This is a genomic window from Acetobacterium wieringae (assembly GCF_023700225.1).
GTDB lineage: Bacteria > Bacillota > Clostridia > Eubacteriales > Eubacteriaceae > Acetobacterium > Acetobacterium wieringae.
The window spans coordinates 1,040,285-1,061,334 of the sequence record NZ_CP097897.1 but is presented as its reverse complement, the minus strand read 5'-3'; the positions used below and the strand labels follow the sequence as shown (position 1 = coordinate 1,061,334).

Annotated in this window: 25 protein-coding genes; all 25 read right to left on the bottom strand. The window is 42.3% G+C overall.

Going from position 1 to position 21,050, the window contains the following annotated elements:
* Positions 1–80: 80 nt before the first annotated feature.
* The 25 genes from CHL1_RS05215 to CHL1_RS05100 all read right to left on the bottom strand — a co-directional run bounded on the left by CHL1_RS05215 (position 81) and on the right by CHL1_RS05100 (position 21,046).
* Positions 81–1,235, bottom strand: a complete 1,155-nt coding sequence (locus CHL1_RS05215; RefSeq protein ID WP_250935024.1) for a flagellin N-terminal helical domain-containing protein — start codon at positions 1,233–1,235, stop codon at positions 81–83.
* A 449-nt stretch (positions 1,236–1,684) separates the two neighbouring features.
* Entirely contained in the window at positions 1,685–2,290 is a 606-nt protein-coding gene (locus tag CHL1_RS05210) for a hypothetical protein (protein ID WP_250935023.1), read from the bottom strand.
* A gap of 22 nt (positions 2,291–2,312) precedes the next feature.
* Positions 2,313–3,335, bottom strand: a complete 1,023-nt coding sequence (locus CHL1_RS05205; RefSeq protein WP_250935021.1) for a flagellin N-terminal helical domain-containing protein — start codon at positions 3,333–3,335, stop codon at positions 2,313–2,315.
* Positions 3,336–3,391: 56 nt separating this feature from the next.
* Positions 3,392–4,996, bottom strand: a complete 1,605-nt coding sequence (gene flgK, locus CHL1_RS05200; RefSeq protein WP_250935019.1) for a flagellar hook-associated protein FlgK — start codon at positions 4,994–4,996, stop codon at positions 3,392–3,394.
* 21 nt (positions 4,997–5,017) lie between these two features.
* Entirely contained in the window at positions 5,018–5,515 is a 498-nt protein-coding gene (flgN, locus tag CHL1_RS05195) for a flagellar export chaperone FlgN (protein ID WP_250935017.1), read from the bottom strand.
* A 49-nt stretch (positions 5,516–5,564) separates the two neighbouring features.
* On the bottom strand, positions 5,565–5,678 hold the full coding sequence (locus tag CHL1_RS18480; protein WP_420840486.1) for a flagellar biosynthesis anti-sigma factor FlgM: 114 nt from the start codon (positions 5,676–5,678) through the stop codon (positions 5,565–5,567).
* A complete protein-coding gene (locus CHL1_RS05190; protein ID WP_250935015.1) occupies positions 5,642–5,869 on the bottom strand; it encodes a hypothetical protein in 228 nt (75 codons plus the stop codon). The genes CHL1_RS18480 and CHL1_RS05190 overlap by 37 nt, the downstream gene beginning before the upstream one ends.
* Positions 5,870–6,182: 313 nt before the next feature.
* Complete coding sequence (locus CHL1_RS05185) at positions 6,183–7,214, bottom strand: protein-glutamate methylesterase/protein-glutamine glutaminase (protein WP_250935013.1); 1,032 nt, start codon at positions 7,212–7,214, stop codon at positions 6,183–6,185.
* 14 nt (positions 7,215–7,228) lie between these two features.
* Positions 7,229–7,732, bottom strand: coding sequence for a chemotaxis protein CheW (locus tag CHL1_RS05180; RefSeq protein ID WP_026395950.1), 504 nt, complete (start codon positions 7,730–7,732; stop codon positions 7,229–7,231).
* Between the two features lie 339 nt (positions 7,733–8,071).
* Positions 8,072–8,560: a chemotaxis protein CheD gene (locus CHL1_RS05175; RefSeq protein ID WP_250935012.1), complete on the bottom strand. Its 489-nt coding sequence runs from the start codon at positions 8,558–8,560 to the stop codon at positions 8,072–8,074.
* On the bottom strand, positions 8,557–9,174 hold the full coding sequence (locus CHL1_RS05170) for a chemotaxis protein CheC (RefSeq protein ID WP_084633694.1): 618 nt from the start codon (positions 9,172–9,174) through the stop codon (positions 8,557–8,559). Before CHL1_RS05170 ends, CHL1_RS05175 begins: the two co-directional genes overlap by 4 nt.
* Before the next feature lie 37 nt (positions 9,175–9,211).
* The gene (locus CHL1_RS05165) at positions 9,212–10,651 is read right to left on the bottom strand and encodes a DUF342 domain-containing protein (protein WP_250935010.1); all 1,440 of its coding nucleotides are present in this window, start codon (positions 10,649–10,651) and stop codon (positions 9,212–9,214) included.
* Between the two features lie 44 nt (positions 10,652–10,695).
* A complete protein-coding gene (locus tag CHL1_RS05160; protein ID WP_070371906.1) occupies positions 10,696–11,397 on the bottom strand; it encodes a flagellar hook-basal body protein in 702 nt (233 codons plus the stop codon).
* A gap of 59 nt (positions 11,398–11,456) precedes the next feature.
* Positions 11,457–12,218, bottom strand: coding sequence for a flagellar hook-basal body protein (locus tag CHL1_RS05155; RefSeq protein WP_250935008.1), 762 nt, complete (start codon positions 12,216–12,218; stop codon positions 11,457–11,459).
* Between the two features lie 46 nt (positions 12,219–12,264).
* Complete coding sequence (locus CHL1_RS05150) at positions 12,265–13,128, bottom strand: sigma-70 family RNA polymerase sigma factor (RefSeq protein WP_084633693.1); 864 nt, start codon at positions 13,126–13,128, stop codon at positions 12,265–12,267.
* A gap of 36 nt (positions 13,129–13,164) precedes the next feature.
* On the bottom strand, positions 13,165–15,225 hold the full coding sequence (gene flhA, locus CHL1_RS05145) for a flagellar biosynthesis protein FlhA (protein ID WP_070371904.1): 2,061 nt from the start codon (positions 15,223–15,225) through the stop codon (positions 13,165–13,167).
* A complete protein-coding gene (flhB, locus tag CHL1_RS05140; RefSeq protein ID WP_148637471.1) occupies positions 15,222–16,289 on the bottom strand; it encodes a flagellar biosynthesis protein FlhB in 1,068 nt (355 codons plus the stop codon). Before flhB ends, flhA begins: the two co-directional genes overlap by 4 nt.
* Before the next feature lie 24 nt (positions 16,290–16,313).
* Positions 16,314–17,081, bottom strand: a complete 768-nt coding sequence (gene fliR, locus CHL1_RS05135) for a flagellar biosynthetic protein FliR (protein WP_250935006.1) — start codon at positions 17,079–17,081, stop codon at positions 16,314–16,316.
* 22 nt (positions 17,082–17,103) lie between these two features.
* A complete protein-coding gene (fliQ, locus tag CHL1_RS05130; protein WP_070371901.1) occupies positions 17,104–17,370 on the bottom strand; it encodes a flagellar biosynthesis protein FliQ in 267 nt (88 codons plus the stop codon).
* A 15-nt stretch (positions 17,371–17,385) separates the two neighbouring features.
* Positions 17,386–18,174 (bottom strand): flagellar type III secretion system pore protein FliP, encoded by a 789-nt coding sequence (fliP, locus tag CHL1_RS05125; RefSeq protein ID WP_250935004.1) that lies wholly within the window; start codon positions 18,172–18,174, stop codon positions 17,386–17,388.
* Positions 18,167–18,523, bottom strand: coding sequence for a FliO/MopB family protein (locus tag CHL1_RS05120; protein ID WP_070371899.1), 357 nt, complete (start codon positions 18,521–18,523; stop codon positions 18,167–18,169). Before CHL1_RS05120 ends, fliP begins: the two co-directional genes overlap by 8 nt.
* A gap of 17 nt (positions 18,524–18,540) precedes the next feature.
* Complete coding sequence (locus CHL1_RS05115) at positions 18,541–18,903, bottom strand: response regulator (protein WP_070371898.1); 363 nt, start codon at positions 18,901–18,903, stop codon at positions 18,541–18,543.
* A gap of 51 nt (positions 18,904–18,954) precedes the next feature.
* Entirely contained in the window at positions 18,955–19,125 is a 171-nt protein-coding gene (locus CHL1_RS05110) for a FliM/FliN family flagellar motor switch protein (protein ID WP_250934994.1), read from the bottom strand.
* Between the two features lie 14 nt (positions 19,126–19,139).
* On the bottom strand, positions 19,140–20,036 hold the full coding sequence (locus tag CHL1_RS05105) for a chemotaxis protein CheC (protein ID WP_250934974.1): 897 nt from the start codon (positions 20,034–20,036) through the stop codon (positions 19,140–19,142).
* Positions 20,033–21,046 (bottom strand): flagellar motor switch protein FliM, encoded by a 1,014-nt coding sequence (locus CHL1_RS05100; protein ID WP_070371897.1) that lies wholly within the window; start codon positions 21,044–21,046, stop codon positions 20,033–20,035. Before CHL1_RS05100 ends, CHL1_RS05105 begins: the two co-directional genes overlap by 4 nt.
* Between the last annotated feature and the right edge of the window lie 4 nt (positions 21,047–21,050).

The window sequence follows — 21,050 nt, the reverse complement described above, 5'->3', positions numbered from 1 at the left end:
TCATCACCTCAAGTATTTAAAAAAGAGTCAGAGAAAAGATTCCCTGACTCTTATTGGCATTAGCTACTTTTGCGTATTGATTATTGTAACAGTTGCAGAACTCCCTGCGGTTGTTGATTAGCTTGGGCCAGCATTGACTGAGCAGCTTGAGAAAGGATATTATTCTTAGTGAATTCCATCATTTCTTTAGCCATATCAACATCACGGATTCGTCCTTCAGCTGCACTTAAGTTTTCAGAAGAAGTTCCCAGGTTGTTGATGGTATGTTCTAATCTGTTCTGAATTGAACCAAGTTTTGATCGTTCAGCTGAAACTGATTCAAGGGCGTTGTTAATCTGAGTAATTGCACCAGTCGCTAATTTAGAGCTGGAAAGATCTAAAGCTGTACCGTCACTATTTCTTAGTCCCAAATCATCCGATTTCATTGAATTAATACCAACAAGGATACTCTGGCCACTATTTGCACCGATCTGCATTGTTAATGCGTCTGTAACATCTGTATTGGCAAGAACCTCTTTTTTAACAGAAATCGTGATACTTTCTCCAGCTTTTAAATCCTTTAATGTACCAGCTGATAAATCAATAGTATCCCCATCATAAGTGATTGAATTATCGGTAAAGGATAAGGATGCAGCTGTCCCTCCTACTACAGATTTGTCAAAATTACCAACAGCAAAGCCAGTTGACTCGTTGGTTGCAGTAAGGGTAACCGTAAAACTAGCTCCTATATCTGCATCAACCGTACCCAAAGTGAAGGTAGTACCGCTATTATTTTGAAGTACCGCAGTTGAATCAGCCTGTTCTACCAATCCTTTTTTAGATCCATCCAATAATTTTTGGGTATTGAACTCAGTTGTATTGGCAATTCGATCAACTTCATCAGTTAACTGGTTAATTTCTTTCTGAATTTCGTCACGATCTGTAGCTGTATTGGTATCATTTGACGATTGAACAGCCAGTTCTCTCATTCTTTGAAGAATGGAGTGAGTTTCATTTAAAGCACCTTCTGCAGTTTGGATTAATGAAATACTGTCACTGGCATTTGTGGAAGCCTGATCCAAACCTCTAATCTGGCCACGCATTTTTTCTGAAATTGCCAAACCCGCGGCGTTATCGCCAGCTCGGTTAATCTTTAAACCTGATGATAATTTTTCCAGTGATTTTGAAGTAGCCGCATTGTTAGCTGTTAACTTATTGTAAGTATTTAGTGCTGCGATGTTATGATTGATTCTCATTGTTTTTTCCTCCGTTTTTTTATTGACCGATACCCTCGGCCTGGGAATTTTGTTTAGGCTTTCCTTCGTACGCAAGGCCTGCCAAATTTTTTAAGCTCTTTCGCTCTTGTTATTAATATCGGCCAAGCTGTCTTTTACTTTAGAAACTTTTTTTGTATTTTTAAAGTTTTTTGTTGGCTTTTTAATAACATATACTTTTTCTTTGTTGTATTAATTATCGGTTGTTCTTTCTATTACTTTAGAACTATTACTTTAGAAGTTTTTCTTTCATTTTAATTTTTTTCGCAAAAGCGTGTAGAATGAAGTAAGTACGATTAATAGATTAGTACTGATTTATGTGGAAATACTAACCGATAGACAGTCAATTAAAAAAAGAAAAACCAAACTCTGCTTCATATAAACTCGAGGCACAACAGTTTTTCTTTTTATATAATTTTATTTGTCAAGCATTATACTTTTTCATCCAGCAGTGGTGCCGCCGACATGTTCCTTTGCTGTTCAAATCCCAGCGGCGGCTTATAATTGGGATCAGCACTGGGCGGCACATAAATTGGTCCACCAACATATTTGATGACCACATCCGCCCGTTGGGTAACGACTAACTCCAGATCGGGAGGCATAAACTCGGAGTTAAAATTATCAACTGTCGGCATCCCACTTGGTAATGCTGCTAACGGAATGCTCAGTTCCATATTAGCATATTCAGGATTTAATTCACTTTTCATTTTGCGTGCCATTGAATTTATACTCCGATTAGCCTGGGTAAAACGGATCGCCCGGGAATCGCCATCTTCCATTTGAATATTAAGCTTTAAATTACCGTCATCGCCTATCTTGGCAGTTGCCGTATACGTCGAATTATCCCAATTATAGCTTGAACTAGGGACAAAAGAATCCTGTAAATTAATCCGAATCGGTTGCACATGAGCAGGTTGTTCAGCTTTATTATGATCAGCTTTACCATCGAAAGCATGGACTGATGATAGTGCGAGCGACTCTTTCTCAACATATTCAATCTTTATTGGGACAGTTTCAATAGTAATCAGTTGTTCCATGTTATCCTCCTTCCTCTACAACTTAAGACATGTAATCGAAGACCGACTGCTGTACTACACTACTTCCCATCTGCAAAGCCGCCTGGTAAGCGACCTTCTGGCTCTGAAAAGCGATATAAGTATAAGCAGCGTCAACGCCTTCAACTTCGGTCTGACGTTCTTCCAGATTAAAATTTTGGGTTTCGTAACGATTTGACATAAATTCCAAGTATTGAGTCTTGGCACCAATCTCTGTCGTTGCTTGATATGCCTTTAAGCTGTTTTCTTTAAACAAGCCATATAGACTGTCGACCTTATCAAAAGAATATTGATCATTCTCCTTTTCAAACTCTGTCGCAACCCGACCCAAAAGATCATAGAGGTTATTCGATACATCTTCTCCTGATATCGCGGTTGAATTTTTTCCCATTCCCACAATACTCAAACCTGGAAAGGAATAATTAAACACCGAATTGCGATCAACTTCTCCAGTCGATTCGTCAAATTTGACCCCGAGACCAATGTCCACATACATACTGTCATTCTCAAGCTTATTGGCTTCAGACGAGCCTTCAACCAAATCATCAAGATTAACCCCATTATATTGTAATTTCCCAGTTGATGAATCCAAACTAAACGGTTTTTGATTATTGGTACCACCAAAAAGATACATACCTGTCACATCAGTGTTTAGTGTTTCAAGTAGTTGGGTTTGAATGGTTCGCAGTTCAGAGGCGATTATTTTTCGATCCCCTTCACTGGTCGTGCCATTCATCCCCTGCAATATTTTATCAGTGGCTTCTGCCAGCGATGATTCAATCTGACCTAAAGTTGTTTCCGAGTTAGTTAAAAATCCATCAGCATGTTTAATATTATCCTGATATCCCTCTACCTTAGCCAGATTCCGTCTGATCTGATACCCCCGTACTGCCGAAGACACATCCTCAGAGGTTTTGGCATATTTTCGTCCAGTTGCCACCTGGGTATTCAGTTTATCCAGATCTGATGACAAACTATTTAAATTGGTTGAATATTTTGAGGTCATCATTCGATAGGTAATTCGCATAATTTCACTCCCCTTCCTGTTATAATCGTTTTATATTTGTTTTCATTTTACGGTAATCAGACACCCATCCGATTAATAATCGTATCGAGATTTTCATCCAGTACGTTAAAATACCGCACCGCTGCTCCGTAAATCTTCTGGAAAGCTGAAAGGTTGATTCCTTCTTCATTGAGTGAAACCCCAGAAACCGAGTCTCTGGCATCGGAAATGGTCTGGAACACGTTAGTGGCAGTTTTAGAGAAATTGGTATATAACTCCACATCAGTACCTACTTCACTAACCACACTGGTCATGTATTCATTAAAAGTTCCACTTAAAATGGTATTACCATCACTGTCCTTAAAGTCAATTTTACTGCTCATATTTTCAATCATTCGCAGCACATTGTCCGAACCAGCTGGCGTTGCTTCATAGCCAGTCGGAGTTGGATCAATCACGGGCTTACGGGTGGTATTAATATAAGATGGGTTGCTGAGCCAGGCCGTTGAAACCTGAATATTTCGGGCGGTCAGATTTGCTGTTGAGGTACCTGACGCATCGGTAAAGAGATTCTTGGGATCCGTGCTATAATCATTGAGCACATATCCGCCTGATCCATCCGATTCATAAATTTCACTGTTTAATTTATTCATGGTATCGGCGAACTGTTTGGCGAAAATATCAATCTTTTCATTATAGTAATAAATACCCTTGGCATCATTTTCAGTTGCGCTGGCAAAGCTGCCCTTGCCATTGATAATGCTTAAATAGCCCTCAAGTTTACCGTCGGAGACTAGACTATTGGCATCATCTCTTAGATTACCAACAGTATCCGTAATTGAAAGTTTCACATCAAGGGGATCGGTGGTAGCATCCAGACTCATTTCGGCGTATTTATCATTATCGACAATCAGAATTGGCTCGCCACCGCTGGGATTTTCAATGGTGATGCGATAATGAGGAATGGAGAGGTTCTCCGAAATCCGATCAGCGGGAGACATGCTAACTTTGACGTTAGAAACCTCTGAAAGCTTATCAATAAGCAAATTGCGCTGATCATACAGTTCATTGGGTGTATTGCCATAAATCTCTTCCCGTTGGATCTGTTCATTCAGCGCTGCTATATTTTTAACATATGTATTAAATTCACTTTTAACGGTCACTTCCAGGTTTTCGGTTTGCTCGGTACGAATTTCATCCAATTGATTGGCATACATGTTAAGCATCTGGGTGACTTTTTCGGCAGCGGACCTCACTACCTGGGCAATGTCCGAGCTGGTTGGTGTCTGTGATAAGCTCTGAAGGTCGTTAATATAGCTGGACAATTCCCCCTGAAGGGCTTCGGCCGAGGCTTCATCAAAGACATCTTCCAGGTTGCTAAGACCCTTAACCATGGTTTCATAGCGGTTGTTTTCGGAATTCTGATTGCGATACCGGGCATCAATATAAGGGTCACGAAGCTGAGTGGTACCGGTGGCTTTGGAGCCAAGGCCGGTTGAAACCACTGGTGTTGCATATTTTTCAACCTTTCCACTGGTGGTCACCGACACAATATCGACCCGTTGGCGGGTGTATCCTTCGGTATTAACATTGGAAATATTATTTCCGACAATATTAATGCTAGCCTGGCTGGTATCCATGGCCCGGCTGGCTATGTTATATGATACAAATGTTGCGGTCATATCATTTCTCCTTAATCTATTTTAAACACTCTTTTCAAAAGCGCTGGGAAGTTTGACACTACCCTCTTCTTTTCCATCTTCGCCATACGTCATTTTATCCTGTTTTGCTTTAAACTGAGCAATACTTTTATTGACGGTATGCAGTTTTGTCTGAAGCAAGGTCTTACATTTATCTTTATAAAATTGCATTTCTTTGGCTGTTTCTTTAAATTCGGCCAGCAATTCTTCAAATCGTTTTTGTTCTTTTTCGGGCAGCTGTTTAATTACTTCAGAGATGTTTTCTCCACTGACACCCAGCTTTTCCATGTAGGCGGTAACATCCTGATCAAATGTTTTAATCTGATATAAAAATAGCTGCTGATGATTAAGGTTATCATTTAGCTCATCGATGCTATTGCTCTGAATCAGCATCAACTCATCTTTGAGTTTGGGTATGGTGTCACGATGAAGCTTAATAACCCCGAAAAGATAGTTATAAAAACTATCGAGTGTTTCTTGATATTCTGTTGTTTCAAGCATATTAAGCCTCCTCGAATCAAGTTCCCGACTGCTTCAAAGGGCCGGGAACTTATTTTAAAATCGCATCAACCAGATCACTGGTGGCTACGTGATAGGTACCGTTTTGAACGGCAGCTTTAAGCTCGCTTAAACGGTCTGAATCTTTGACGGTGACGTCATACAAAATGGCTGATTTAGCAGTGGCAACCCGACTGTCTTCAAACGATGCACTTCGACTGTTGGAAATATCGGTGCTGTCTGTTTTAGCAATGGAATTTTTTTGTTTTCAGAATTAACACGACGGGCTGATTCTGTGGCGGTATCCTGACCAATTTTGGATTGAACAGCGGGATTATTGCCTAATGATATTTTCATGACTTTACCTCCTCTATATAATAATCTATTTTATTAAAATTTGTCTGAATTTTTGTGATATTTCTGCTTGTTATACTTATCGTCATTATAAAAGAAAACTTTAGCAAAAGAAAGAAAAATAATAATGGCGGGATGAAGAAAAAAATCCAGACAGCCTCGTAAAGTATCGGTGTCTGGATTATTAGGTGCAGGGTATGGCGGGCGATCTCGAATCGCTCCTACGGGATGATGCATTACGTTGGTTTTTTATTATTGCATTGGTGTTTTTTAGTTTTTAGGGTCGAAGCGCGTTCGCCCATCACCGGCATCGGCCTTATATTGACAAGAATCGGATGATTTCGTCGGCAATGCGATCCAGGGGCAATTGTTTGTCAACAGCACCGATGTTATAGGCCACCATCGGCATACCATAGACCACCGAGGATTTTTCGTCCTGACCGATGGTGTAGGCCCCGGTTTTTTTCATCTTCAGCAGACCGTTGGCGCCGTCCCGGCCCATACCTGTGAGAATAACACCCACAGACTGTCTCCCGGCCACAGCGGCCACTGAATCAAAAAGAACATCAACCGAGGGACAATGTCCACTGACTTTTTCTTCCTGGGTGCATTTAACAATGTAACCGGTCCCCCGTTTGGCCAGACGCATCTGGAAATTGCCGGGGGCAATCAGAACCCGGCCGGGTCTTAAGGCGTCACTATCCTCGGCCTCTTTAACTTCCAGTTCGCAGGTGTTATTCAGACGCTCGGCATAGAGCTTAGTAAACACCGGGGGCATATGTTGGACAATGATAATCGGAGGCATATCCCGGGGCAGGCCAGAAATCACCGTATGGATCGCATCGGTTCCGCCTGTGGAGGCACCAATAGCAATGATCTTGCTCATCGTATCAATGCCCTGATTGGTTACCGGTCGGCTTGGTGTATAGTCGCTTTTGCGATTGCCAACCTTGGCGGTGGAGGCAATTTTTATTTTGATAATCAGTTCATTGACAAAAGATGCCATCCCCCCGGGGCGGGTGACATTGGGTTTGGTGACAAATTCCACGGCCCCGGCATCCAGAGCATCCAGAACGTTTTTCGAAACCGAGCTGACGACAATGACTGGCAAGGGATACTGCGGCATCAGTTTTTTTAGAAATTCAATGCCATTCATTTTGGGCATTTCAACGTCCAGGGTTAAGACGTCGGGCTTTAGTTTAATGATCAAATCTCTGGCCATGTAGGGGTCAGTTGCCGTTCCAACGACTTCAATGTCAGGATCTTTCGATATTTCCCTTGATAAAGACTCACGAAAGACCAGGGAATCGTCTACGATCAGCACCTTAATTCTTTGCTTAAGTCTCATCACGGATCCTCCACTTATTTTTCTTCAAGCAATTCTTCAATCACTTCGATTTCTTCATTCTTCAGCAGGCGTTCACAATCCAGCAATAATTGAACCTTGCCCCCTGCTTTACCAATCCCTTTCATAAAGCGATTTTCAAAGCCGGTTTTGTTGGATGGCGGTGGCGCAATTTCTTCATCGTCAATGGTCAGAACCTCTTCCACGTTATCGACTATTAGGCCCACCGAAACCGCTTCAATATCAATAACCACAATACAGGTACGATCATTATAGTCCACCGGTTCTTTCCCAAACTGCAGACGGACATCAAGCACCGGAATAATTTTTCCCCGCAGATTGATGATCCCTTTAATGTAGGTCGGTACCTCCGGAACCTTGGTAATCGACTGCATTCCAATGATTTCAGTTACATATTTTATTTCAATGCCAAATACTTCATCTTCTAAGGAAAAGGTTAGAAATCTACCGTGCTGAGTATCTTCTTCCAGATTGTAATTATCTACAACATTTTCTGCCATTATAAATCTCCTCTTCAAATATTTTTTAAAGTTTTCATTGTAACCATTATACTTGAAACACCTAAAAAGGTACACCCTAATTTATTCATCTCTTTAACAAAATTCTTGTTCTTTTTTTACCCTGATTAATGCCGTTTAAACTTACTGTGAATGATGTGTAAATTTATATTCAAAAAAATGCTGAGCACAACGTGTTCAACAAATAATTAGTTATCTTAATTATAACCACATTAATCAATTAAAGGATCTTGAAAATTGAACTAATCGAATTATTCAAGTAGTGTGCGGGCGATCTCGGATCGCCCCTACGAAATAATACTATATTCAACTGAACTAGCTTTAAAATTCCTCAATCCGACGATTCAGAGACTGTATCTTCATAACGCCCGTAGCCAGATCAAAATATTGGGTTCGTCCAAAATTAAGACCGGTATCTTCGGCCAGAATGGGAATCCGTAGTTGGCTTAATACCTGCTTGACACAAAGAATATTGCGTTCCCCGATGGCTCCCAGCTTACTGCCGGGCTGTACCTCAAACATTTGGGCGCCACCAGCAATTTTTGCAACAATACGGTTATTGCCGCATCCAGCTCGTTTCATCTCATCGACCAGATCCACAATGGCAGTATCTGCAAATTTTTTGCGATTGATGTCCTTATTTGAAAAATTAGTACTGTCCGGTAGCATAATATGAGATAAGCCGCCAACCTTTGTGACTTTGTCATACAAACATACGCCCACACAGGAACCCAAAGCATAGGTGACCAAAACTTCCGGGCCTTTGGCTAATTTATAATCCGATATTCCAATTACAATTGCCTGACTCATATTTCCAGCCCTAGTTTTTGCATAATCGTTTTTAATGTATTGATCTCGGCAAACATAATCATGTTGCTCTTTAAATCGTTGGTTTCGCCCAGGAAATTTTCTTCAATAAACATTAATTTGTCACCAATGGCACCAAATTCAATAATCGGCACACTCATCAGAGCCCCGACCATGTCGATGGCCACATAGGGAACGGATACCTCAATGGTCAGCCCAGTTAAGGCCGAAATGGCATTGACATAGGATGAAGCCAGAATATTTCCAATTTCTTTGATGCCGGAAATTTTCATTTCGCTGAGTCCTTCTTCGCCATCATCTTCACCCACCAGAATGTCCATAATACTTTTTGCATCTTCCACGTTAAGTAAAAACATAATCATCCCGTGAGCGTCGCCGCTGAAATTGACCAGCACCGCTACGGTCATGGTTTCGGCCCCGCCCAGATTGGCAACTGCCTCGTCAAATCCGGTGATCCGAACCGAGGGAACACTCATGTCCACCTTTTCATCCAGGATTGTTGCCAGCGCTGTGGCCGCATTGCCAGCCCCGATATTACCGATCTCCCGGAGCATATCAATTTGCATTTCATTCAGTTCATCATAGTTCTCGAACAAATTTATACCTCTTTCTCCTCAATCATTTTTCTCTTTATTACAGCATTCCGTTTATAATCGTATCGTTGTCCCAATATATTTTGCAGTGATCCAGGCTGTCGAATTCGAATGAAAAGGGTATTTCGCCAAAATAAATCCGGGTGCCCCGGTAGAGTTTTCGTTTTGCTGAAACTGATCCGTAATAAGAGACACTGGCTCTTTTTTTGACATAAATAATGGCATCTTCTATTTCAGCTATTTCTTTTTTCAGATTCAGTACCTGTCGATCAATCTGTTTTTTCAAAGTGGCGATCTGTTCCATGGCGGGACTGTCGTGCTTACGACTGAGCATGTCCTTCTTTTCCTGAGCCAGCAACAGCGCCGTTACCTGCGCTTCTTTTTCGCTGCTATCAGCCAGCTGCAGACGGACTTCTGCCGCCTTTGCGCTTAATCGGTCGATTTCATCCTGATCAATGATTTTTTCTCCCAAGATCCGAATAACGGTGGGATATTCCCGATCATTTCCAATATCCCTGGCGACCAGCTCACCCAGCAATTGTATTTCACCACCAACCACCAGTTCTTTACTGCCAGATAGATAAATATTACCATTACAGGTGATTTTGCCATCAATAATATAATCCACGGTAATATCACCGTCAACGTGCAAAACAGCATTTTCGATGTAATTGCAGCGGAGATCCTGACCGACGATCACATCACCAGAACTTCCACCATAGATACCCTTGGCAATAACCACGTTCCCGGCCGCTTCGATTTTAGCATCTTCAACGACCCCTTTAATGATCAGATTGCCCCCGGCTTTCACTGAAAAACCGCTACTGACATCACCATCAATGGTCACGTCTCCAGGGAAATTAATATTACCAGTAGAGAAGTCGATGTTCTTGCGAATGTGCATCATCTCATCAATATTAATGGTATTGATGAATTTAATAATGCCGTCACAGTCTGCCAGAAGCTTGGATTCATCGGCAGTCAGGCTGGTATTTTTTCCTGCTGGTACCTGGGGCTTTCTGCCTTTATGGGCCGGAATCACCTGGCCATAAAGGTCTTTCCCATCAATTCCCGGAGTTTCTTTGGTAATCTCGCATAAAATCTGCCCCTTTTTTACCATCTGAAAATAATTAAGATTTTTATAATCAATGGTTTCATCTTCGCTGTATTCCGGTTTATAATCAGCGTCTTTTTTTACCAGCAGTTTGACGACCCCATCATTCCCATCAATCGGGTCAGTCGCTTCGGCGACCTTGATCCGAATTTTGTAGATCGGTCGCTGGGCCAGCTTTTCCACCGCACTTTCGATAATCCCGTGGACAATCTGGTTCTCAGCCAGAGCGGCCAGTAACTCTTCTCTGGTAAAAACGGTGTTGCCTTCTTCCTGTTTCTCCAGTTTGATAAAAGCCTGTTTTTTATCATCACTGACACTGACTTCAATCAAGGCTGCATGTTCTGTTTTGGCATTCTCCTCACACATAATCCATCCCCTTTTCCCTACGCTTTTTCTTTATTTCATCTTATTTATCTAAGTTGATTTACCGTCTTTTCCATGTCATCCGTGGATTGAATGATTCGTGAATTAAATGAAAAAGCACTATTGGCCTGAAGCACTTTAACCATTTCTGAAGCCGAATCGGTCGCTGACGATTCGATATAGCCGGTTCTGATAATGCTGACGTTGTCTAACTGAGCGGCGCCCGAATCGGCCGTTGGCGCAAATTGGTTGGCACCTAACAATTCCAGACCATAGCGATTAGGAAATGAAAAAACACCGATTAATTCACTATCATAGCCAGCAGTGATATTGATTCGGTTGTTGTCTTTCCCCAAGACATAGTTACCGCTGATATCCACCAGATATTTTTGATCACCTTCGACGCTGGCGTGAAAGACGCCATCGCGGGTATAGGTAACGACATTTGTTTCCCGATTAAGAATTCCGAAAAAGCCGTCACCTTGGATGGCACAGTCCATCTCCCTTCGGGTGGGTTCCAATTCCCCCTGGGTAAAATCGATCCCGATTTTTTGAACCTTGGCGCCGTGTCCAGTGCTGATGTCGGCACCAGCTCCACCGTTGATATTTTCATATAAGAGCGATGCAAAAGCCACGACCTGGGGCTTAAAGCCCAGGGTATTAATGTTTGCCACGTTATTTCCAATTACATTCAGGGTGTTCTGCTGGCTGATCAGGCCCGTTTTTGCTGCATAAAATCCTCTAATCATGCTCGTTTTTCTCCTTTTTCGTTCCGGTATTAGCTATCCGAAATACTGCGATCCCACTATTAGCCAACCCTACCAATGGTATTGGAGGCAATTTCACTGATCTTGTCGAATATTTTTAACATCTGTGTGCACGATGTAAAATTATTCTGTTTGGCAATCATGTCACTCATCTCTTCGGTCATATCGACATTTGATCGTTCGATCATCTCCTGAAACAGGTTAAATGATCCAGCCGGAGCTAATTGAAAGCCGGTGGCACTCTGAAAATACCCTTCTCCTACCGGGGTTAGATCAGCAGCATTGGCCACCGTTGAGATATTGATCCGGGTTACTTCTGCGCCATTTTGAACAATGGTGCCATCCGGTTCCACCTTGAAATCACTTCCAGCCAGTTGAATCGGCTGACCGGCTGTGTTTAAAACCTGACCAACCCCTGGGAGCGTTAAAAAGCCCTGTTGATCCAATTCAAATTGACCATTCCGAGTCAATACCTGTCCAAAATTGGGGTTCTGGATGACAAAAAAACCCTGACCTTGAATCGCCATATCCACCGACCGGTTGGTTTTCTCAAAACCACCCTGTGTAAAATCAATGTACTGCGCATCATTAATTGTAACGTAGGCACCGGGGCCAATGTCAGCTTGAGCAATTTGGGGATCAGTGCTCATCCGTGAGGCCATGTATTCGGCAAAGGTTGCCTGTATTGTTGACTGGTTTTTGTAGCCGGCCGTACTAACGTTGGCAACGTTCTGAGCCACGACATTAATGGCTCGCTGTCCGGATAACATCCCAGCTGCGGCTGAATAGGATCCTCTGTCCATTATAATACCTCCTGGTTAATCATTCTTTAATTTAATAGTTCTCTTATCAATAATTTTTTAAGCGATTTCTCATTTTTATCATCGCCTGGGAGTGAATCTGAGACACTCGGGACTCTGTTACGCCCAGCACCTCGGCGATTTCTTTGAGTTTTAAGTTTTCATAATAATAAAGCGAAACCACCAGCCGCTCTTTTTCCTTCAGTTGGTCAAGGGCTTCTCCCAACTTCATTTTCAGTTCATCAAACAAGATGGTGGATTCCGGTGAGTCATCCGCTCGCTCTTCGGTAATCAGCGGAGAAACTTCCATCATTTTTTCGTTTATGGCTTCTTCATAAGATAAAACAATGGAATTATGTCGCTGCTGTAAAATCTTCTGGAGATTAGCCTCCGATATTCCCATTTTGGCGGCAATTTCTGCTTCACTGGGTTCTCTTTCCAGGGCGGCATACAATTCGCCGTAGGTTTCTTCCAGCACTTTTGAAAGACTCCGCTGGCTGCGGGGCACCCAATCCTGCTTACGCATAAAATCAATCACTGCTCCTCTGATTTTTAAGGTAGCAAAGGTTTCAAATTTATTCCCCATCTCCGGGTCGAACTTTTCAACGGCATCAATCAGAACAATCATCCCCTGGTTAACCATATCGTCCAGCTGCCCGAAATTGTTGTAACTACCCTTAAATCTTAACACAATTTTCTTAACCAGACCGGTATATTGCAGAACGATTTCGTTCCGGATCTCAGTAGTCCGTTGTTCTTTATAGAGTTGCCAGAGCGCCATCGTCTTCTCATCGACAAGCTTTTCTGTCACTGGTGTCTCCACTGACTGCTCAAGCATCTGATCGACTGCCTGTTCTTCCGATACATTATCACTTAGTTCATTTTTTTCGCTATTTATTTCTGCAACATTCATTCTGACACTCCTTATTTTTAGAAGGATTTGCGTTGATTAGTTTTCCAACTTTATCATACCGATCACCTGAATCTGAATATTGGTATCTATTTCATTAAAGGATAGGACGGTTAGGTCTGCCATAAATTGTTCAATTAATCGCTTAAAATAAATACGCACAATTGGGGAGGTGAGAATAATCGAATGATCAATGATTTCCTTGAGTTTTTCAATTTGCTCGGTAACCTTTTCGACAATGGTTTGTACCACCTGTGGATCAATGGCCAGATAGGTACCATGCTCGTTCTTCTTCGCTGAATTCAGAATGATGTTTTCAATTTCCTGATCCAGCGCAATAACCTTGATGCTGTTGCCATCGGTGTATTTCCGGGTAATGGTTCGTTTGAGTTTCTGTCTGACGTATTCGGTAAGCATGTCCGTATCCTTAATACTGGTACCATGATCTCCCAGGGTTTCCAGGATGCTCTCCATATCCCGGATGGGGATTCCTTCATTTAAGAGGTTAATCAGAATTTTCTGGAAATCAGCAATCGAAATAATATTGGGAATGACATCATCAACAATGGCCGGGTTTGCTTTTGAGACGTTTTCCAGCAGCGTATTGATGTCCTGACGACTCAGCAATTCATGCATATGCTTCTTGATAACCTCAGACATATGAGTCACAATCACCGAAAGGGCATCAATAACGGTGTAACCGTAAACCTCAGCCAATTCTTTCTCGTTTTCTGTGATCCATTTCCCCTTAATGCCGTAGGCTGGCTCAATTGTTTCAATCCCATCAATGGGTTCACTGGTATTGGTTGGATCAAGGGCCAGATAATAGCCGACCAGAACTTCGCCCTTGGCAATTTCTTCGCCTTTGATCTTAATTATATACTGGTTGGGGTTAATGAGTCCATTATCTCTTAATCGAACAGTGGGAATAACCACGCCCATGTCCATCGCAAATTGTTTTCTAAAAATAACGATCCGGTCGATAAAATTCCCGGAGCTGCCTTCATCCACCATCGGCAAAAGGGAGTAACCAAACTCCATTTCAATCGGTTCCACCCCGATTATATTATAAACATTATCGATGTTCCGGTAAAAATCAACTTCACTGCTTTCTTCCTGAATCAGCTGGGTCATCTGCTCAACCTCATCCACCACCACTTTGACATTGGAGCGACGGATTATCAGTAAACCAAATCCGCTGAGCATGACCGCTAACAGCAGGATTTGAAATGCTGGTGCGCCGGGAATAAAAGCCAGGGCCGCAATACCAATCCCGGCAATGACCAAAACCTGGGGTTGAGATAAAAACTGGTTCTTGACATCCACATTCAGGTTGTTTTCCGAAGCGGCCCGGGTCACAATCATGGCGGTAGCCACTGAAATCATCAGTGCCGGTACCTGGCTGACCAGACCATCCCCAACGGTGGCAATGGTATAAACCGAAACCACTTCTTCAAGGGGCATGGATCCCTGAACCATCCCGATAATCATTCCACCGACGAGATTGACGACCGCAATAATCATTGAAGCGACCGCATCGCCTTTAACCAGCTTGGTAGCCCCATCCATAGAACCATAAAACTCGGCTTCGGTTTGAATTTTCTGTCGCCTTTCTTTGGCTTCGGCATCGGTAATTGCCCCGGAACTAAGATCGGCATCAATGGACATCTGCTTTCCGGGCATGGCATCCAGCGTAAATCGGGCCGATACTTCAGAAATTCGCTCAGCCCCCTTGGTAATTACGATAAACTGGACAATAACAATGATAATAAAGACGATAAAACCGACAACGGCATTACCGCCCAAAACAAATGAACCAAAGGTTTCAATGATTTTCCCAGCTTCTCCGCCGTTTGAAAGAATCAATCGGGTTGAGGAAATGTTGAGGGCCAGTCGCAACAGCGTTGTAATAAGGAGCAGCGATGGAAAGATCGAAAAGTCCAACGGCCCTTTGATGTACATGGTTGTTAAGAGAATAATCAGGGATATGGATATGTTTAAAATAAACATAAAATCCAGAATAAATGGCGGCAGTGGTATAATAATAAGGGCGATTGTCAGAATTACAAAGACAACGACAAGGTTCTGAATGATTTTCATTTGACATTTTCCTTTTTACGTGTGCTATAAACCCAAGCCATTAATTCTGCTACAGCTTTGTAGAGTTCTGCCGGGATGTAGGCATTAATCTCCACCGATTCATACAGACTGCGGGCTAACCCCTTATTTTCTTTAACCAGTACCTTGTTTTCCTCAGCGACTTTAACAATCCGCAGAGCAATATGGTCTTTCCCTTTCGCCAATACCAGCGGGGCCACATCCTGGTCGGCATCATATTTTAAGGCCACCGCAAAATGGGTTGGGTTTCTGACAATGACATCGGCCTGTGGGACCATCTGCATCATCCGGCTCATGCTCATTTCCCGTTGTTTTTGCCGGATTTTCCCTTTAATTTCGGGGTTTCCTTCCGTCTGCTTATATTCGTCTTTGACTTCCTGCTTGGTCATTTTGAGTTTTTTTTCATAGTCGTAACGCTGATAGGCATAATCCAGAATGGCCACAACCGCAAAAATCATACAGACAGTCTGAACCATGGACATGGTCTGATCCATCATAAACATCACATTTTCATCAATCTTAGTGATTAGCATATCCGGTGTCATTGGAATCATGGCCAAAATGGTGGTATAAATAATGGCAATGATCAACGCTACCTTGGCCAGTGATTTAAGGAGCTCTACGAGTGATCGCAGTGAAAACATCCGCTTGATTCCTGATAGTGGGTTAATTCGGTTAAATTTTGGTTTTAATGCATCCCCAGTTACCAGAAAACCAGTTTGTACCCCTGACATAATAACTGCAACAAACATGATTACGATTGCCACCGGCAGCACGGAAATAAAAAATACCAAAGCCCCTTCCCGAAATAACTGATTAACCCCGGACACGGTAAGGGTCTCCACGGTCATTATTTTCTTCATTTGGGCAATATAGAGATTCTTGATCTGCTGATAGATAAATGGCACCAGCAGGTTTAAGATAAAAAAAGCCACAAAGAGAAGCACCACAGAGACGACATCTTTACTTTGAAAGGTATTCCCCTTTTTTCGCTCATCTCTTCTTTTTTTGGGGGTTGCTTTTTCGGTTTTTTCTGATCCTGCCATTCTTTTCTCCGATTATTAGCGATGTTAGACAAAAAACGTCAGTACCTGAGTTATTTTTTCCATCATCAGCAAATTCATTTGAGTCATAAAATTAGCCAATGCCGGGATTAAAGTGAAGATAACAATTAAACCAATGAAAACTTTAATTTGGATATTGATAACAAACACATTGATGTTCGGTACCAGGCGCATCAGGATCCCTACTGCAAATTCGGACACGATTTCAGTGACGATAATGGGGATCGCTACCTGTACGGCATAGATAAAAATATAGTACATCAATTCGATAAAATAGACAGCCACCTTATCACTGACCTGTCCAAGCCCCAGCGGAATAACCTGAAATGATTTAATCACTACGGTAAAGAGGGCCAGATGCGCATTTGAAATAAAAAAAACAAGCACGTACATCGCAGTCAACAAATTTCCGGTCACTGAGATATTGGCCTTGGTGGCCGGGTCATACATGGATGCCATACTCAAGCCCATTTGCATATCAATAACTTCTCCACCCAGTTGAAAAACTGAAAGAAAAAGGGTCATGATAAAACCAATTACAATACCTATGATAAAGCCCTGAAGCATCGCCCCGATAAACTCAATCGCACTGTAATTAATTACCTGGGTCGTTCCGAGTTCAAAGACAGCAAACATCGCAATGGCCAGAGATAAACCAACTTTCACGATACTGGGGACACTGTTTCGACCAAAAATCGGATTAAAAAAAATCACCCCGGCGGTTCGACAGCTGGCAAGCAAAAAAATCAAATACTGGTTCATGTCAAATGTCACATTTATCACCCATATTTATCTGTTAGATCTTGGTGGCAATCAGCTCAAAAATCCGAAAGACCAGATCCATCATCTGTTGAAGCATCCACCCACCGGCAATAATCATCATCAGTGCGGTGATGATCAGTTTGGGAACAAATGTCATGGTCTGTTCATTGATGGATGTAGCTGCCTGAATAATTGAAATAATCAAGCCCACCAGCATACTGATCAACAGGATGGGACCTGCCACCTTCATCCCGGTAAAGATTGCATCTCTAAAGATACCAATTAAATCACCTGTACTCATTAGCTGCTCCCTTCTTTAATTGTAGGTCATGATCAGGGTTTTGACGAGTAAACCCCATCCATCCACCACCACAAACAACATCAGTTTGAATGGCATGGAAATCATAACCGGTGGCAGCATCATCATCCCCATGGACATAAGTACACTCGAAACAATCATGTCAATGATCAGAAAAGGGATAAACAGCAAAAAACCAATCAAAAAGGCCCGTTTCAATTCACTGATGATAAAGGCAGGAATCACAACGGTCATGGGCAAGTCTGCTGGCGACACGTTTTCAATACCGGTTTGGCCTGCCTGTATTGCCAGACTTTTAAATAAATCCACATCCGTGGTGGTGGTTTGCATCAACATCCATTCTTTAATCGGCACCACTGCCAAATCCAAAAATTGCTGGGTGTTTATTGTACCGGCATTGTAGGGTTGCAATGCCACCTCATTGATCTCGGTTAAAACCGGTGACATTACAAAAAAGGTGATGGCCAGCGCCAGACCCACCAGAATCTGATTGGGAGGTGTTTGTTGCAAGCCTAATGCGTTTCTTAAAAACGACAGAACAATAATAATTCTGCCAAAACACGTCATCATTAAGAGCAGCGTCGGTACAATCGCAATCAATGTCATCAGAACAATGATTTTTACCGTATCCGAGCTTTCCCCAGCCAACAAACCTTCCACCGACAACTCGGCACCATAAGCTTTTACAGCAGTCAGAGAAAACAAAATGGCTAAGACCGTAAGGCTAATCAGTATTTTTTTTAAACGCACACTTCTATTTTTTGATGTCTCAATTAAATCATTCATTCTGTTTTTCCTTTTGAGAAAATGATTTTACCATACTCAAAAAGCTCTCTTTAGATAGTTCCTGCTTTTTTTGATAAGGAATAGGCTCATCCAATTGTGATAAAATTTGAATGTTATGTTCCGTGACGCCAACCAGGTACTGAACTCCCTGGATGTCAACGATAATAATTGAACCGTTTTTCCCGACAATTAATCGTTCGATGACTTTCATATGGTGTTCGCCTGATAATGATCCTGGCCGTTTGATGAACCGTTCAATATACCATCTGCTTCCATAATAGGTTAAAACAATGACCCCGATGGTTCCCAATAGTGCCAGAATAATTGAAAATACATCACTCGAACCCAATTTGAACCTGCTCTCTTTTATTTGCCAAGGGCACTATTAACGGTTTGAAGGAGACGATCTGCTTTAAAGGGTTTTACGATAAAATCCAGCGCACCATTTTTGATGGCTTCGACGACCATCCCTTCCTGACCCATGGCCGAACACATAATAACCTTGGATTGGGGCTCAAATCCTTTAATTGCCTGAAGCGCCTGAATACCGTCCATCACTGGCATTGTAATATCCAGAAGCACTAAATCCGGTCGATTTTCTTTGTATTCTGCCAGGGCAATTTCGCCATTTTCAGCTTCGATAAAATCGGTATAACCACCCTTTTTTAAACTATCCTTGATCATCATCCGCATAAAAGCCGCATCATCTACAATTAAAATTTTACTCATTTTCTTCTCCTTTAATTCATGCTTTGAATTTATTATCTATACTAATTTCTGCTATTTTTTTTGTTCAGAATTATCTCTGACTTTAATAATTTCGGTAATTTTTACGCTATAGTTATCATCGACAACGACCACATCACCCCGGGCAATTAATCGTCCGTTGGCAATGACATCCACCTGATCGCCTGCCTGGCGATCCAGCTCAACAATATTCCCCAGTGTCAACTCGGCGATATCTTTTATTTTTTTCTGGTTCGGCCCAATTCGACCGTAATCTGAATTGGCACAGACATCAGTAAGTCCAGATTGTCACCAGGGATATTCATTGGTTGCTCTTCACCAAGTTTTCGATATTCATAGGGATTGACCTGCACCGGTTGTTGGGGTGGGGCATAAGCCGCTGGTGGCGGATCATTTCGAACCACCCGAGCCGGTTCTGCTGGCGGAGCCTGGGGTGGTTGCTGGTAGGCCACTTCCGGTTGTACCGGCGGGGGCGGGGGCGGGGCAACTTCTTCCTCATCGTCCATGCCACTGGCACCCATCGACATGGTTACAATTTCCCGGGCCAGAGCAGGTTCCATGGCACTGATAAATTCACTTTCAACCAGGCCTTCAATGCTCAGATTAAACTTTATACTAACCAGATTATCGCCCTTCAAGGAAAACAAATCACGAATACTGGCTTTACTGGTAGTATCCAGTAGGGTTGGCGGTGAAATATTGACGACTTTTCCCAGAAATGAAGCTAATGCGCCTGCTGCCGCTCCCATCATCTGGTTCATGATTTCACCAATGGCACTTTTGCTGATTTCATCAAACTCAATATCATCACTGGTGTCCATATCAAACAACTGTGACAAGATTTTTTTCATGTCCGACTCTTGTAACAACAGGACATTAGCCCCTTCGATTCCCTCAACATAGTTAATCAAAACCCCGATTACTGGTTCAAGGTAAGCGAACTCAAACTCTTCGACTCCGATTGTTTCAATTCTTGGCGTCGTAATATTAACCTTGGTATTTAAAATGGTTGACATTGCGGTGGCGGCTGTGCCCATACTGATGTTCATAACCTCGCCGATAACATCAACTTCCATTCCGGATAGCTTATCTGGATTTTCTACTGCTTCTGTCATATGAATAGTTCACTTCCCCTCTCGTTAAGCTCTTTTATCTGAATCGCTCTTTTCTTCTTGTAATCACCCATTTCTCCCCTAAACCAGACTTCATCGTTGACAACAATATCAACCATCGAATTTGCCGGTTTATTCAGCTTGATGATATCCCCAACTTCCAGCTCATAAATATCCTGGGAGAGTACCTCCGTATCACCTAGGACACCTTTTATTTCCAACTCCGTCTTTCTGATTTCATTGATAATATTTAAGCGTCTCTTTTCCTCTGCCTGTTGATCGCCTCTTTTGATATTCTTCTTGGTTTGAGACATTTTCTTTTTAAAGAGCATATCCAGGGTTGTCGCCGGAATACAGATGTTAATCTTTCCCTGGGTTTCATTTACTTTAATACTCATAACAATAATGACGACATTTTCATCGGCCCCAATCCCCTGAAGAATTCGGGAATTGGTTTCAATTTTCATTAACCGGGGAGAGATTTCCAGATAATCAAACCAGACGTTTTTCATCAGGTTGATCATTCCTCTGAAAAAATACTCCATAACCCCAATTTCAATTTCAGTAAACTCCCGATCTTCCTTGAGGGGCTTGCCTGAACCGCCCAATAACCGGTCAAAACTGCAAAAACCAACGTCTTTGGAAAGATCCATGATGACCAGATCTTCTTCATCTTCGCTGTCTTTAATATCAAAATCAATCAGCCCCATTAAGACCGAATCGGGGAGGGCATTATTAAACTCGTAGTACTGCTGTTCTTCCACCTCGATTATTTCTACCAAACTGTATGTCTGCAGAATTCCTGTTATATGAGAAGACACCAGCCGGGCATAATTTTCATAAATACTGAATAAATGCTTAAGTTGCTCTCTGGTAAAAAGCTTTGGTCTTCTAAAATCGTAATCTTTAACCTTCTTACCGGCCACCGGACTTGGCGCTTCCGGCTCATCTTTACCACTGATCAGGCTGCTTAAAAGGCTATCAATTTGACTTTGCGAAAGAATTTCTGCCATTTCG